General features: G+C 64.9%; 14 protein-coding genes. 1 reads left to right on the top strand and 13 read right to left on the bottom strand.

Going from position 1 to position 13,854, the window contains the following annotated elements:
- Positions 1 to 90: 90 nt before the first annotated feature.
- Positions 91 to 1,281: a pyridoxal phosphate-dependent aminotransferase gene (locus MesoLj_RS00595; RefSeq protein ID WP_181179763.1), complete on the bottom strand. Its 1,191-nt coding sequence runs from the start codon at positions 1,279 to 1,281 to the stop codon at positions 91 to 93.
- A gap of 197 nt (positions 1,282 to 1,478) precedes the next feature.
- Complete coding sequence (locus MesoLj_RS00590; protein WP_202324737.1) at positions 1,479 to 2,240, bottom strand: HpcH/HpaI aldolase family protein; 762 nt, start codon at positions 2,238 to 2,240, stop codon at positions 1,479 to 1,481.
- 123 nt (positions 2,241 to 2,363) lie between these two features.
- Between MesoLj_RS00590 and MesoLj_RS00585 the strand changes: the two genes are divergently transcribed.
- Positions 2,364 to 3,455: an LLM class flavin-dependent oxidoreductase gene (locus MesoLj_RS00585; RefSeq protein WP_202324736.1), complete on the top strand. Its 1,092-nt coding sequence runs from the start codon at positions 2,364 to 2,366 to the stop codon at positions 3,453 to 3,455.
- 10 nt (positions 3,456 to 3,465) lie between these two features.
- On the opposite strand, the gene MesoLj_RS00580 is transcribed toward MesoLj_RS00585, so the two are convergent.
- The 11 genes from MesoLj_RS00580 to MesoLj_RS00530 form a co-directional block, all read right to left on the bottom strand.
- Positions 3,466 to 3,861 carry a RidA family protein gene (locus MesoLj_RS00580; protein WP_202324735.1) on the bottom strand — a complete coding sequence of 132 codons (396 nt, stop codon included), beginning with the start codon at positions 3,859 to 3,861 and terminating at the stop codon, positions 3,466 to 3,468.
- Between the two features lie 62 nt (positions 3,862 to 3,923).
- The gene (locus tag MesoLj_RS00575) at positions 3,924 to 5,072 is read right to left on the bottom strand and encodes an acyl-CoA dehydrogenase family protein (protein WP_202324734.1); all 1,149 of its coding nucleotides are present in this window, start codon (positions 5,070 to 5,072) and stop codon (positions 3,924 to 3,926) included.
- Positions 5,072 to 5,884, bottom strand: coding sequence for an enoyl-CoA hydratase family protein (locus MesoLj_RS00570; protein ID WP_202324733.1), 813 nt, complete (start codon positions 5,882 to 5,884; stop codon positions 5,072 to 5,074). The genes MesoLj_RS00575 and MesoLj_RS00570 overlap by 1 nt, the downstream gene beginning before the upstream one ends.
- Entirely contained in the window at positions 5,881 to 6,351 is a 471-nt protein-coding gene (locus MesoLj_RS00565; protein WP_056569752.1) for a MarR family winged helix-turn-helix transcriptional regulator, read from the bottom strand. Before MesoLj_RS00565 ends, MesoLj_RS00570 begins: the two co-directional genes overlap by 4 nt.
- Entirely contained in the window at positions 6,345 to 7,118 is a 774-nt protein-coding gene (locus MesoLj_RS00560) for an SDR family NAD(P)-dependent oxidoreductase (RefSeq protein ID WP_202324732.1), read from the bottom strand. The genes MesoLj_RS00565 and MesoLj_RS00560 overlap by 7 nt, the downstream gene beginning before the upstream one ends.
- Positions 7,115 to 9,409 carry a bifunctional salicylyl-CoA 5-hydroxylase/oxidoreductase gene (locus tag MesoLj_RS00555; RefSeq protein ID WP_202324731.1) on the bottom strand — a complete coding sequence of 765 codons (2,295 nt, stop codon included), beginning with the start codon at positions 9,407 to 9,409 and terminating at the stop codon, positions 7,115 to 7,117. Before MesoLj_RS00555 ends, MesoLj_RS00560 begins: the two co-directional genes overlap by 4 nt.
- 145 nt (positions 9,410 to 9,554) lie before the next feature.
- On the bottom strand, positions 9,555 to 10,154 hold the full coding sequence (locus MesoLj_RS00550; protein WP_140775612.1) for a VOC family protein: 600 nt from the start codon (positions 10,152 to 10,154) through the stop codon (positions 9,555 to 9,557).
- Positions 10,155 to 10,232: 78 nt separating this feature from the next.
- Positions 10,233 to 11,069: an ATP-binding cassette domain-containing protein gene (locus MesoLj_RS00545; RefSeq protein WP_202324730.1), complete on the bottom strand. Its 837-nt coding sequence runs from the start codon at positions 11,067 to 11,069 to the stop codon at positions 10,233 to 10,235.
- A complete protein-coding gene (locus tag MesoLj_RS00540; RefSeq protein WP_202324729.1) occupies positions 11,062 to 11,940 on the bottom strand; it encodes an ABC transporter ATP-binding protein in 879 nt (292 codons plus the stop codon). The genes MesoLj_RS00545 and MesoLj_RS00540 overlap by 8 nt, the downstream gene beginning before the upstream one ends.
- Entirely contained in the window at positions 11,937 to 12,806 is an 870-nt protein-coding gene (locus MesoLj_RS00535) for an ABC transporter permease (RefSeq protein WP_181180100.1), read from the bottom strand. The genes MesoLj_RS00540 and MesoLj_RS00535 overlap by 4 nt, the downstream gene beginning before the upstream one ends.
- A complete protein-coding gene (locus MesoLj_RS00530) occupies positions 12,772 to 13,779 on the bottom strand; it encodes an ABC transporter permease (RefSeq protein ID WP_202324728.1) in 1,008 nt (335 codons plus the stop codon). Before MesoLj_RS00530 ends, MesoLj_RS00535 begins: the two co-directional genes overlap by 35 nt.
- Positions 13,780 to 13,854 lie beyond the last annotated feature (75 nt).

Below are 13,854 nucleotides of genomic sequence, written 5' to 3'. Positions count from 1 at the left end.
TGGTCGTCCCTCTGGGGTGTTCCCTCTGGTTGTTGATCGGGCGGGGCTGGCCCCGCACGGTTTCTTGCCGTCCCGCCTCCCAGCGGGGCGTCAATTCATGGCGGCGACCATGCGGTCGAGCGCGGTCGCTATCTGGTCGCGGTCACGGCAGACGCACATGCGCAGGAAGGCCGTTGCCGAGCTTCCGAAGAGATGGCCGGGCGCCAGCCCGACGCGCGCCGTCTCCAGGATCTTGGCGCAGGCGCGACTGGCATCGCTTTCGCCTTCCATGGCAAAGAAGGCATACATGCCGCCACGCGGTTTCGTCGGCAAAATGACGCCCGGAATCTGTGCCAGCCTCATATAGGCGAGGTCGAGGCCGGTCCTGATCCGCTGCCTGATCTCTTCGACCAATGGCTCGCCCTGGCGAATTGCGGCAACCGCGCCAGCCTGGATCGGAGCGGCGGTGCCGCTGTTGACGTATTGGGTCATGGCACCGAGCTGGTCGGCCACTCCCGATGGATGCGTCAGCCAGCCGATGCGCCAGCCGGTCATGGCCCAGGCCTTGGAGAAGCTGTTGACCGACAGCACCCGGTCGCCGTCCTCGGCGATCTGCAGGATCGAGGGCGCGACGTCGCCGTCGAGATAGAGCCGGCCATAGACCTCGTCGGAAATGATCCAGATGCCGGTGCGCCGGCTGAAATCGAGCAGGGCCTTCATCTCCTCGGCCGAGGCGGTCCAGCCGGTCGGGTTGGACGGCGTCGACAGGAAGATGGCGCGGGTGCGGGCGTCGCAGCTGGCGAACAGCCTGTCGAGGTCGAGACGCCAGTCACCCTCGAAGTCGAGCGAAAACGGCCGTGGTTCGCCGCCGATCAGGTGGATGGCGTTGTGGATGTTGGGCCATTGCGGCGCCACATAGACGACGTTGGTGCCGGTATCGACGAGCAGTTCCAATGCAAGGTATAGCGCCTGCATGCCGCCCGGCGTGACGGTGGTCCGTGCGATCGGGATCGGCCGGCGGTGGATGCGCGTCTGGTACTCCGACAGCGCTTCATTCAGAGCCCCAAGCCCGCGCATGTTGGGCACGTAGAAAGTCTGACCTTCGTCGAAGGCCGCTTTGGCCGCGTCGCGGATGAAGGCGGGCGTCACCATGTCGCCTTCGCCGTACCAGAGCGCGATGACGTCGCCCAATTCACGCGCGCGCACGGCAAGGTTGGCAATGTTTTCGGTATGGAGATCACGGATCTGCGCGCGTACGCCATCGAAAGCATAGCGCGCGCTGGACGATGACTGGGGCAGCATGAACGACAAGGACTGAACCCCTCCCACCCGAAGCACTGCGATGAACTGGCCGGCAACCCCTCCGGCATCGCGGTCACCATCGATCCTTGGATGCTATCCAAAGTGCGGCACTTTTCAAGGCGAAAGTTTTAAGCTTAAAAAGTTTGAGTGGCCTGTTGCCTTGCCGATACGCCTTTTTTTGCCCTGATGCGCTCGTTTCATGCCAATTCGTCGCGCGCCGCGGCGAAGTTGGCCGCCGCGCCGGCGCCCAGAAACATCGTGTCGCTGGCCAGCACGAAGAAACTCGCACCGATGGCTGCCCAACGGCCGATCGTCTGTGGGCTGGCGCAAAATATGCCTGATGCCTTTCCGTGTGCGATCGTTGCAGCAATGATCGTCCGGATCGCCGCATTGAGCTTGTCGGCGCCTTGCGGTCCGATCGCATCGATCGACACCGAAAGGTCGCCGGGGCCGACGAAGATCACGTCGACGCCGTCGACCGCCGCGATCGCGTCGATGTTGGCGAGCCCCTCCGCTGTCTCGACCTGGACCGCGACGACGGTTCTGTCGTTGGCGCCGGCAAGATATTCGGGGATGCGATAGCCATAGCCCGCGGCGCGGCCGGGTCCGACGCCGCGCTCGCCCTGTGGTGGATAGCGCGAGGCTTTCACTGTTGCTTCGGCCTGGACGGCGGTCGAGACGCGCGGCACCAGCACGCCCTGCGCGCCGCTGTCCAGCGCCGCCTGGATGGCCTCCGGCGCATGGCCGGGAACGCGCACCATCGCCGGCACGCGATGCACGTCGGCGGCTCGCACCATGGCCTCGATCATGTCGCGCGAAATCTGGGCGTGTTCCCAGTCGATGCAGAGGAAGTCGAGGCCGGATAGCGCCATCACTTCGACCGCAACGGGATGGGGAATGGCGGCGAAGGAACCGACAAGGCTCGTCTTGCCGATGCATTTCTGGCGGAACTCGCTCATGTCCATCCTCTTTTTCGACCTGTTCAAATCCATATCCGCAAACGACCGCGAGGCGAAGCTATTTCAGGCTTGAAATATTCTGGTGCTGGCCTAGCGTGTGGCCTCCCGCCGCGAGTTTTCAAGATGATCAAAGCGCATCCCCTGCACGGCCCGAACAAACTGAAGCTCGGCGTCTTCTCGACCAATGCCGATGGCGGGCTTGCCATCACAGATGTGCAGGAACGTTGGACGGCGAGCTGGCAGGACAATCTGACGGCGGCGCAAATCGCCGACCGCGCCGGGCTGGAGTTTCTGCTGCCGATCGCGCGCTGGCGCGGCTTTGGCGGCCGCAACAAGGTGCGCGAATGGTCGTTCGAGACCTTCACCTGGGCGGCGGCCCTCAGCATGGCGACCGAACAGATCGGCCTGTTCATGACCGTGCATGTGCCGCTGGTGCATCCACTCTATGCCGCCAAGGCGCTGGCGACCGTCGACCACGTCAGCCAGGGCCGCGCCGGCCTCAACATCGTCTGCGGCTGGAACCCGAAGGAATTCGGCATGTTCGGCACGCCGCTCGTCGAAAAGGGCTACGACCAGGCGGCCGAATGGATCGAAATCCTCGAAAAGCTATATGCTTCTACCGAGCCTCTCGACTATGAAGGCACCTACTATCGTCTCAAGGAAGCGGTCAGCCGGCCGGCCAGTTTGCAGACCCCGCGTCCGGTGACCATGAACGCCGCATTCGGCGGTCCGGGCCGCGATTTCGCCGCCGCCCGGTGCGACTATCTGTTCACGACCTTTTCCGAAATGAGCGACGCCGGCAAACACGTCGCCGACATCCGCGAACGGGCCGACAAGGTCGGTCGTGATGTCGGTGTCTATACGGTGGCGCATGTCGTCTGCCGCCCGACGATGGAAGAGGCGCAGGCCTATTATAACAGATATGCGGTCGATCTGGCCGACCATGACGCGGTCGATGCCCACATGGCCGGCAAGAAGGAATTCTCGCAGTCGCACGACCCGCACGCCTATGACCGTTACCGCCAGCGCTTCGCCGGCGGCGCCGGCACCTATCCCCTGATCGGAACCCCGGAAACGATCGCTGCCGACATGGCCGCAATTGCCGGGCACGGCTATCAGGGCATCGCCCTTTCCTTCGTCAACTACACGCAGGAGCTGCCCTATTTATGCGATCACGTGCTGCCGCTGCTGAGGCAGGCAGGCCTTCGCGGGTAATGACGACAGATTAATCCGGTATGACCGCTGTCGCCTGGATCTCCACCTTGGCGCGGTCCTCGACCAGTGCCACCACCTGCATGGCGGCCATTGCCGGAAAATGCCGGCCGATCACCTCGCGATAGGCTTCGCCGATGCCCCTGAGATTGGCCAGATATTCGGCCTTGTCGGTGAAATACCAGGTCATCGAGGTGATGTGCTGAGGCGTGGCGCCTGCCTCCGCCAGCACCGCCACGATGTTCTCCAGTGTCTGTTTCACCTGGCCGACAAAGTCGTCGGTCTCGAACTGGCATTGGCCGTTCCAGCCGACCTGTCCGCCGACGAAGATGAGACGCCCACGCGCCGCGACGCCATTGGCGTAGCCGACCGGTTTGGTCCAGCCTTCAGGCTGCAGAACCTCGTGCATTTCAAGCCTCCCCGTATTCCAAAAACCAAGTGTCAAAATCGAATGCCGTCAATGTCTCGCGGTCAGCCCGCGCTCATCACTTGCCTGGCGATCACCACCTTCTGCACGTCGGAAGCGCCCTCATAGATGCGCAGGGCGCGGATCTCGCGATACAGGCTCTCGACGATATGGCCTTTGCGGACGCCGTCGCCGCCATGCAACTGCACCGCTTTGTCGATCACCTCTTGCGCCTTGTCCGTCGCGAACAGCTTGGCCATCGCCGCCTCGCGCGTGACACGCGCCGCGCCCATGTCCTTGGTCCAGGCGGCGCGGTAGACCAGAAGTGCTGCCGCGTCGACGTCGAGCGCCATGTCGGCGACATGCCCCTGCACCATCTGCAATTCGGCCATAGGCGCGCCGAACAGTTTGCGCTCGGCCACCCTTTTGATGCTTTCATCGAGTGCCCGGCGGGCAAAGCCGAGCGCCGCCGCGCCAACCGTCGAGCGGAACACGTCGAGCACCGACATGGCGATGCGGAAGCCGTCGCCGGGCTTGCCGATCAGTGCGGCGGCGGGCAGCCGGACCTTGTCGAAGGACAGCCGCGCCAGCGGATGCGGCGCGATCACTTCGAGGCGTTCGGCGATGCCGAGGCCCTTGGCGTCACCTGGCACCAGGAAGGCCGACAGCCCCTTGGCGCCCGGCGCCTCGCCGGTGCGGGCAAAGACGACATAGAGATCAGCGATGCCACCATTGGAGATCCAGGTCTTCTCACCTGTCAGAATGTAGCTGTCGCCATCGCGGGTCGCCGTCATCTCGGTGTTGGCGACATCCGATCCTGAACGCGGCTCCGACAGGGCAAAGGCCGAGATCGCCTTGCCCGCGCGCGTCCTTGCCAGCCATTGCTGCTGGTTCGGTGTGCCGAACAGGCTGAGCGCGCCGGTGCCCAGCCCCTGCATGGCGAAGGCGAAATCGGCGAGCCCGTCATGGCGCGCCAGCGTCTCGCGCGTGATGCACAAGGTGCGAACGTCGAGCGGCCCCGGATTGTCGGTATCAACCGCCGTCGGCTTCAGCCAGCTGTCGCGGCCAAGCTTCGCCACCAGCTCGCGGCAGGCGGCGTCGACGTCATGGTGATCGACGGGGAGGTTCTTGGCGCACCAGGCCTCCAGGCGCTCGGCCAACTCGCGATGACGCTCTTCGAAGAACGGCCAGTTGAGGAAACTCTTGTCAGCCATCAATTGCCCTCGAACACCGGCTTTTCCTTGGCGACGAATGCCTTGTAGGCGCGTTCGAAATCGCGCGTCTGCATGCAGATCGCTTGCGCCTGGGCTTCCGCCTCGATGGCCTGGTCGAGGCCCATCGACCATTCCTGGTTGAGTTGCGTCTTGGTGATGCCGTGCGCGAAGGTCGGGCCGGAGACGATGCGCGCCGCCATGTCGAGCGCGTCGGCTTCGAGCGCTGCCGCATCGACCAGCCGGTTGTAGAATCCCCAGCGCTCGCCCTCCGCTGCCGTCATGGTGCGGCCGGTGTAGAGCAGTTCGGCGGCGCGGCCCTGGCCGATGATGCGCGGCAGGATCGCGCAGGCGCCCATGTCGCAGCCGGCGAGGCCGACGCGGGTGAACAGGAACGCTGTCTTGGCTTCCGGCGTGGCGATGCGGATGTCGGAACTCATGGCGATGATGGCGCCGGCGCCGACCGCGACACCGTCGACCGCGGCGATGATCGGCTTGCCGCAATTCAGCATCGCCTTGACGAAATCGCCGGTCATGCGGGTGAAGGCCAGAAGCTGCTTCATGTCCATCCTGACCAGCGGGCCGATAATGTCGTGGACATCGCCGCCGGAGCAGAAATTGCCGCCATTGGAGAGGAACACCACGGCGTCGACATCGTCGGCATAGACAAGGTCGCGGAACGTGTCGCGCAGTTCCGCATAGCTGTCGAAGGTCAGCGGGTTCTTGCGCTCTGGCCGGTCGAGCCGGACCTTGGCGATCCTGCCCTCGACCTCCCAGAGGAAATGCTTCGGCTTCAGCCCGGCCATCCCGGTCATTCGCGTCCCTCCCAGTTGCTGCGGAACGAGGTCAGCATGCCGGTCAGCCGGCGCGCATCTTCCTCGCTGACCTTGCCCAGCAATTCGCCGATCCAGCCCTCATGCGCCGCGGCGATGGTGGCGAAGGATTTGGTGCCTTCCTCCGTCAGCCGCACCATGGAGGTGCGGCGGTCGCCATTGCGGCGGGCGCGGGCGACCAGCCCTTCCGAAACCAGCCGGTCGACAATGCCTGTGACATTGCCGTTGGAGACCAGCAGGAAGCGCGACAGGTCGCTCATCAGCATGCCTTCGGGGGCGCGGTAGAGTGCTGCCATCACATCGAAGCGCGGCAGGGTCGTATCGAATTCTTTCTTCAGGCGCTCCCGCAGTTCGGCCTCGATCGTGCGCGAGGCACGCAGCAGCCTGATCCACAGGCGCAGCCTGTCCTTGCCGGGTCCCGACGGTGCGGGCAGAGGGCCGGCTACCATGTCTCGCCTCCTGAGATCGAAATTGCCTGTCCGGTGATCGACGCCGCCGCGTCGCCGCACAGCCACAGCACGGCGGCGGCGATTTCTTGCGGCTGGATGAAGCGGCCTTGCGGGTTGGTCGAGGCTAAGCTTGCCCGCGCCTCACCGTCCGAGCGGCCGGTCTTTTCGATGATGCGCTGGATGGACTCCTCCAGCATGTCGGTCTCGACGAAGCCCGGGCACACGGCGTTGATGGTGACGCCGGATTTCGCCGTCTCGGCCGCAAGCGCCCGCATCAGGCCGACGACGCCATGCTTGGCCGCGACGTAAGGCGCGACATAGGCGTAGCCCTTCAAGCCCGCCGTCGAAGCGATGAACACGATGCGGCCTGCCTTGCGCGCGGCCATCCCGGCCAGCGCAGGCTTCACCGTCAGGAAGGCGCCGGTCAAATTGACGTCGAGCGTCTTCTGCCAGTCGGCGAGCGTGGTCTTGTGCGCCGGCATGCTCCCGGCCATGCCGGCATTGGCGACGACGATGTCGAAGGCCCCGCGTGCGGCTTGCGCCGTCTCGTAGAGCGAGGCCATGGATGCCTCGCTGGTGACATCGGCGGCGATGCCGAAAATGCCTTCGCTTTCGCCGGCAACTTTTGCGAGTTCCACTTCACGGCGGCCGCAGATGGTCACATTGATGCCAGCGCCAGCCAGTGCCAGCGCGATGGCCCTGCCGACGCCGGAGCCGCCGCCGGTGACCAGCGCGTGCTTGCCGGAGATCGCTGTTGCGGCCGTCATACTTTCAGCCCCGCGGCCGCATCGCGCTCCGCCAGCCGGTAGAGTTGGTCGCGCCCGCGCAGGTAGGGATCGGGCCATTTGACGCCGCGGTCACCAAGCGTCACCGCCGCATGCAGCGTCCAGTAGGGGTCGGCAAGATGCGGCCGTGCCAGTGCTACCAGGTCGGCGCGGCCAGCCATCAGGATCGAATTGACATGGTCCGGCTCGTAGATGTTGCCGACCGCCATCGTCGCCATGCCGACCTCGTTGCGGATGCGGTCGGAAAAAGGCGTCTGGAACATGCGGCCATAGACCGGCTTTGCCAGTGCCGACGTCTGGCCGGCCGAGACGTCGCATATGTCGACGCCCGCTTCATGCAGCAGCCGCGCGATCTCGACCGCGTCGGCCGGTGTCACGCCTTCGATGCCGACCCAGTCATTGGCCGAGATGCGCATCGAGATCGGCTTCTGTGCCGGCCAGGCGGCGCGCACCGCGCGGAAGATTTCGAGGGGATAGCGCATGCGGTTCTCAAGCGAACCGCCATAGGCGTCCGTGCGCCGGTTGGTGACCGGCGTGATGAAGGACGACAGGAGATAGCCGTGCGCGGCGTGGATCTCCAGCATGTCGAAGCCGCAGCGATCAGCCATCTCGGCCGAAGCCACGAACTGGTCGCGCACCAGATCCATGTCGGCGCGGTCCATCGCCTTCGGCACCTGGTTTTCGGGCGACCATGCGACGGCCGATGCGGCCATGATCGGCCAGTTGCCCGAGGCCAGCGGCACGTCGGTGCCTTCCCAACCCAGCCGGGTCGAACCCTTGGCGCCGGAATGGCCGATTTGCGCGCAGATCTTGGCCTCGGTCTCGGTATGGACGAAGTCGACAAGCCGCTTCCACGCCACCTCGTGCTCAGGCGCGTAGAAGCCGGGGCAGCCAGGTGTGATGCGCCCTTGCGGGCTGACGCAGGTCATCTCGATATAGACGAGGCCGGCGCCGCCCTTGGCGCGCTCGGCATAGTGGGTGAAATGCCAGTCGGTCGGGCAGCCGTCGACGGCCTTGTACTGCGCCATCGGCGAGACGACGACGCGGTTTTTGAGCTTGAGGTCGCGCAGCTTGAACGGCGCGAACATCGGCGCTCGGCGCAGTCTGTTGCCGCCCGCACCCGCCTGGCGCTGGAACCACTCTTCCGCACCACCCAGCCATTCGGCATCGCGCAGCCGCAGATTCTCGTGGCTGATGCGCTGCGAGCGTGTCAGCAGCGAGTAATTGAACTGCACCGGGTCGAGGCCGAGATAGCGCTCGACCTCCTCGAACCATTCAAGCGAGTTGCGCGCCGCCGATTGCAGCTTCAGCACCTCGGTGCGGCGGGCATCCTCATATTTGCGGAACGCTGCATCGAGATCCGGCTCGGTCTCGACATAGTCGGCCAGCGCCACTGCACTTTCCAAAGCGAGCTTGGTGCCGGAGCCGATCGAGAAATGCGCCGATGCCGCCGCATCGCCCATCAGTGCCAGGTTCTTATACGACCAGCGCTCGCACAGCACGCGCGGGAAATTGATCCAGGCCGAACCCCTGATATGGTTGGCATTGGTCATAAGCGCATGGCCGCCGAGATGCTTGGCGAAGATGCGTTCGCACACCGCGATCGATTCCTGCTGCGTCATCGCGCCGAAGCCGAAGGCAGCCCAGGTCTGTTCGCTGCACTCGACGATGAAGGTCGCGGTGTCGCTGTCGAACTGATAGGCGTGTGCCCACACCCAGCCATGCTCGGTCTTCTCGAAGATGAAGGTGAAGGCGTCGTCGAATTTCTGGTTGGTGCCGAGCCAGACGAACTTGCATTTGCGGGTGTCGATATCGGGCTTGAAGATGTCGACAAAGGTGTTGCGCGCCCTGGAGTTCAGCCCGTCGGCGGCGACGACCAGGTCATGCGTCTCCATATAAAGACGGGGATCGGCGATATCTGTCTCGAACATCAGCTTGACGCCGAGCTCGCGGGCGCGGCGCTGCAGCAGGATCAACAGCCGCTTGCGGCCGATGCCGCAGAAGCCGTGGCCTGACGAGACCGTGCGCACGCCGTCATGGATGACGGCGATGTCGTCCCAATAGGCAAAATGCTTCTTGATCCAGACGGCGCTGACCGGATCGTTCTTCGCGAGATTCTCGAGTGTCTCGGCTGACAGCACCACGCCCCAGCCGAACGTGTCGTCGGCGCGGTTGCGCTCGAACACCGTCACATCGTGGGCGGCGTCCCGGAGCTTCATCGAAATGGCAAAGTAGAGGCCGGCTGGTCCGCCGCCGAGAACCGCAACCTTCATGTCTGCGATCTCCTCTTCGCTTTGCTGTCTTGTCGACTATCGCGCCGGCGGCGAGATATTTCAAGCTTAAAGTTTTATGTCGAAATCATTGTGCTGATATTGGGCAGCGCGCTCGCGTGTCGAACCGCAAGCGCGCGCCGGGTGGTCACTTGTCCGGGCTCTTCGGGCTCCACAGCACTGTCTCGGCACCCTTCTCATAGGCCATGCCGTCGGGATAGCTGATCGCTTCCAGTTGCAGCCCCCAGGGCGCCTGGAAATAGAGAATGGTCTGGCCGGCGGCGGGTCCTTCCTTGACCGGCAAGGGGCCCATGCGCGTCTTGACGCCCTTGCCGTCGAGATAGGCTTTCGCCGCGGCGACATCATCGACATAGAAGGCGATGTGAAAACCGCCAATGTCGCTGTTCTTCGGCGTCAGGTTCTTCTGGTCGGGCGCGGTGTATTTGAACAGCTCGATGTTCGATCCATAGCCGCAACGAACCATGGTGACCTGTTCGATGACAGCCTTGGGATCGACGCCCAGAAGATCCTGCATGAAGGTGCCCTTGTCGTCGGCGAACGGGCCGAAGGACATCGCCTTCTTGCAGCCGACCACTTCGGTGAAGAAGTCGACCGCCTGCTTCATATCGGGAACGGTGATGCCGGTGTGATCGTGGCCGCGCATGCCGGGGATCGAATCCGCCGAGGCCATGCCGGCGCTGCCAAGGATAGCGGCGACGAGCGTCGCGTTTCGAAGTATCGTCTTCATGTCAGTCCTCTCCATTGGCGGGACCTGGTTGTTTGCCGTTCGCACGTCCGAGGCCCGCTTTTCGGCGTGCGTATGCAATCATGGCGGCGCCTTGCCGGCAGAAGGGATGTCCAGCCAGCCGGCATCGATTTCGGGCAGCGGAATGGCTGCGATGAGGTCGCGCGTGTAGGCCTGCCGCGGATTGTCGAACAAAGCGTCGGTGGCGCTGGCTTCGACGATCACGCCTTCGCGCATGACGATCACTTGCCGGCACAGCCGCCGGATGACGGACAAATCGTGGCTGATGAAGGCGACGGTCAGACCCATCTCCGCCGCCAGCTTTTCCAGAAGGGTGAGGATCTGCGCCTGTGTCGACACGTCGAGGCCGGAGACGATCTCGTCGGCCAGCACGAATTTCGGCGACAGCGCCAGCGCGCGCGCAATGCCGACACGCTGGCGCTGGCCACCCGACAGTTCGTGGCGATAGCGGCCGGCGAAGCCGTGCGGCAGCCCGACGCGCTGCAGCGCCTCGGCGACGCGTTCCTTGAGCCTGTCGCCAAGCCCGTTCTGCTTGAGCGGCGCGGCGATGATGCTGGCGATGGTGCGGCGCGGATTGAGCGACGACATCGGATCCTGGAAAATCATCTGCAGGTCGCGGCGCAACGGCCGCAACTCCGCTTCCGGCAGATGCGTGATATCGCGGCCGTCGAAGCTGATCGAGCCGGCGCTGGGTTCCAAGAGCCGCACCAAAGCGCGGCCGAGCGTCGACTTGCCGGACCCGGATTCGCCGACAATGCCGGTCACCGAACCCTTGGGCAGGTCGAAATCCAGGCCTTTCAAGATCTCGGCCAAGGGCGCGCGGCCGATCAGCGGCTTGCGTGTCATGTCTGGCAGCGCGACCTTCAGCCCGCGCACGGAAAACAGCGGCTCAGCCATGGCTGGGCCTCCACGCCTGGTCCGCCGCCGCGATCTCCGCAGCAAGCCCGGCCAGCACCGCTTCGTCCACCGGTTTCAGCGAGGCGAACGGATCGGTGTAGCGCGGCGTCGCCGCCATCAGGGCGCGCGTATAGGGATGCTGCGGCGCCGCGAAGAGAGCGGCCGTGTCAGCCTCCTCCACCACCTTGCCGGCATAGAGAACCGAGACCTTCTGGCTGATCTTGGCGACGACGCCGAGATCGTGGGTGACGAACAGGATCGCCGTGCCGTGCTCGCGCTGCAACGCAGCGATCAGCCGCAGGATCTGCTTCTGCACGGTGACGTCGAGCGCCGTGGTCGGTTCGTCGGCGACGATCAGCCGGGGCTCGGCGGCGAAGGCGGCGGCGATCAGCACGCGCTGGCGCATGCCGCCGGAGAGCTCGTGCGGATAGCTTTTCAGCACGCGGTCGGGGTCGCGGATCTGCACCTCGTCAAGCAAGTGCCGGATGCGGATGTCGGCCTTCTCGCCGCTCCAGCCGAGGATGCGCACCAGCCGGTCGGTCATCTGCGGGCCGATGCGGCGTGACGGGTTGAGAGCGGTCAGCGGATCCTGCGGGATCAGTGCCGTACGGGCACCGATCAGCGTGCGCCGTGCCTTGGGTTGCAGCTTGCCGAGGTCTTCGCCCTCGAGCCTCATGTCGCCTTCCACGATGCGCACGCTCGACGGCAGCACGCCGAGCACCGCCTTGCCGATCATCGTCTTGCCGGCGCCGCTCTCGCCGACCAGGGCGCGGACCTCGCCGGGCTGCACCGAGAGGGACACCGAGCGCAGCACGCGGGCGCCGTTGGGCAGCACGGCGCTGAGATTGGCGATGTCGAGACAGGCGTTCATCGAAGCACCGGGTCGAAACGCGCCTTCAGCGCTTCGCCGAACTGGCTGAACGACAGCACGGTGAGGATCAGCGTGATCAGCGGAAACACCAGCACCCACCAGGCCTGGTGGATCGACAGCCGGCCCTCGGCGATGAGGCCGCCCCAGGTTGGGTCGTCGGTCGAGATCGACAGATTGACGAAGGACAGGATCGCCTCGACGATGACGGCGATGCCCATCTCCAGCGACAGGAGTGCGACGATCGACGGCACCACGTTGGGCAGCACTTCGCGCAGCATGATGCCGATGCGGCCATAGCCGGCGATGCGGGCATTCTCGACATAATCCATGCGCGACTGGCCCATCGCCTCGGCGCGGATCACCCGGCAGAAGCGCGTCCAGTCGATGATCGCGATGGCGAGGATGACGGAGCTCAAGCCGGTGCCCAGCACGGCCACCAAAAGGATGGCGAACAGCACCGGCGGGAACGCCATCCAGACATCGACGATGCGCGAGATGATGCGGTCGGCCCAGCCGCCGAAATAGCCCGCGATCAGCCCGAGCGTCGAGCCGACCAGGCAGGCGGCGATGGCCGCGGCAAAGGCGACGATGAAGGCGATGCGGCCACCGAAGATCAGCCTGGACAAGAGATCGCGGCCGAGGCTGTCGGTGCCCAGCCAATAGCCCGGCTCGGCGCCATCGAGCCAGAAGGGCGGCAGCCGCTCCAGCATCAGATCCTGCGCCAGCGGATCCTGCGGCGCCACCAGCGGCGCGAAGATCGCGGCCAGAAGCGCCAGCAGCAGCCAGCCGCCGGCGAGCCACAGCCTGGGGCTCAGTCCGCGTCTTGTGGCTCTATCCATGGCGCAGCCTCGGATTGAGCAGCGCATACATCATGTCGACGGCAAGGTTGATCAGCACGAACAGCAGCGCGAAGACCAGCACGATGCCCTGGATCAGCGGCAGGTCGCGGTTGATGACGGCATCGATCGCCATGTTGCCGAGGCCTTCATAGGAAAACAGCCGCTCGACGATGACCGTGCCGCCGATGAGGAACGTGAATTGCACGCCGACCAGGGTCAGCGTCGGCAGAGCGGCGTTCTTCAGTGCCTCGCGCAGGATTACCTGCGTCTCGGAAAAACCCTTGACCCGGGCCAGCACGACATAGTCGAGGTCGAGCACTTCCTTGAGCGACTGTTTCAACAACTGCGCGATGATCGCCGCCAGCGGCAGCGCCAATGCCACCGCCGGCATCAGCATGTGCTTCAACAGGTCCCAGGTCAGGTCGAAGCGCAGCCGAAGCAGGCTCTCGAAGAAATAGAACTGGGTGACGAAGGGCAGGTCGAGCTGTGGCGAGACCCGGCCGGAAATGTCGAAGATCGGCACCAGCACGCCGAACAAAAGGATCAACACCAGGCCCCAGAGGAAATCGGGAATGGAAAGCGCGGCGCCGCTGGCGATGTCGATGCCGGCTTCCACCGCCGTGCCGCGCTCGCGCGCGCCGAGGACGGCCGTCGTGCCGCCGAGCGCCACCGCCATGATCAGCGCGACAATGGCGAGTTCCAGCGTCGCCGGCAGCCGGTTGAACACGAGGCCGAGCACGTCTTGCCGCAGCGAGATCGAGGTGCCGAAATCGCCGCGCACCACGCCGGACAGCCAGATGAAGAATTGTTGGACGATGGTCTTGTCGAGGCCGTAGAGCGCGCGCAGCCGGGCGATGTCGGCATCGGTCGCGCCGGGCGGCAGCATCATCGCGATCGGATCGCCAGGCGCGACGCGGATCACGACGAAGACAACGATCGCCACGCCGAACAGCGTGATCAGCATCGTCAGCACACGGATCAGGAATCGTTGCAGGAGCATGTAAATCTTTGCAGGAGCCCGCAGGCTCGTATGCCCGATAGAAAAATGCGCGCCGTCGCTATCGACGGCGCGCGG

Source organism: Mesorhizobium sp. 113-3-9, from assembly GCF_016756515.1.
GTDB lineage: Bacteria > Pseudomonadota > Alphaproteobacteria > Rhizobiales > Rhizobiaceae > Mesorhizobium.
Note: the sequence above shows the minus strand (reverse complement) of the source record. Positions and strands in the feature narration are given on the sequence as shown.

Coding starts and splice junctions, on each gene's coding strand:
- MesoLj_RS00535 (WP_181180100.1), bottom strand. CDS start 12,806: ATGCGCTGCTCAATCCGAGGCTGCGCCATGGATAGAGCCACAAGACGC.
- MesoLj_RS00565 (WP_056569752.1), bottom strand. CDS start 6,351: ATGGTAGCCGGCCCTCTGCCCGCACCGTCGGGACCCGGCAAGGACAGG.
- MesoLj_RS00580 (WP_202324735.1), bottom strand. CDS start 3,861: ATGCACGAGGTTCTGCAGCCTGAAGGCTGGACCAAACCGGTCGGCTAC.
- MesoLj_RS00575 (WP_202324734.1), bottom strand. CDS start 5,072: ATGGCTGACAAGAGTTTCCTCAACTGGCCGTTCTTCGAAGAGCGTCAT.
- MesoLj_RS00545 (WP_202324730.1), bottom strand. CDS start 11,069: ATGGCTGAGCCGCTGTTTTCCGTGCGCGGGCTGAAGGTCGCGCTGCCA.
- MesoLj_RS00550 (WP_140775612.1), bottom strand. CDS start 10,154: ATGAAGACGATACTTCGAAACGCGACGCTCGTCGCCGCTATCCTTGGC.
- MesoLj_RS00555 (WP_202324731.1), bottom strand. CDS start 9,409: ATGAAGGTTGCGGTTCTCGGCGGCGGACCAGCCGGCCTCTACTTTGCC.
- MesoLj_RS00530 (WP_202324728.1), bottom strand. CDS start 13,779: ATGCTCCTGCAACGATTCCTGATCCGTGTGCTGACGATGCTGATCACG.
- MesoLj_RS00560 (WP_202324732.1), bottom strand. CDS start 7,118: ATGACGGCCGCAACAGCGATCTCCGGCAAGCACGCGCTGGTCACCGGC.
- MesoLj_RS00585 (WP_202324736.1), top strand. CDS start 2,364: ATGATCAAAGCGCATCCCCTGCACGGCCCGAACAAACTGAAGCTCGGC.
- MesoLj_RS00590 (WP_202324737.1), bottom strand. CDS start 2,240: ATGAGCGAGTTCCGCCAGAAATGCATCGGCAAGACGAGCCTTGTCGGT.
- MesoLj_RS00595 (WP_181179763.1), bottom strand. CDS start 1,281: ATGCTGCCCCAGTCATCGTCCAGCGCGCGCTATGCTTTCGATGGCGTA.
- MesoLj_RS00540 (WP_202324729.1), bottom strand. CDS start 11,940: ATGAACGCCTGTCTCGACATCGCCAATCTCAGCGCCGTGCTGCCCAAC.
- MesoLj_RS00570 (WP_202324733.1), bottom strand. CDS start 5,884: ATGACCGGGATGGCCGGGCTGAAGCCGAAGCATTTCCTCTGGGAGGTC.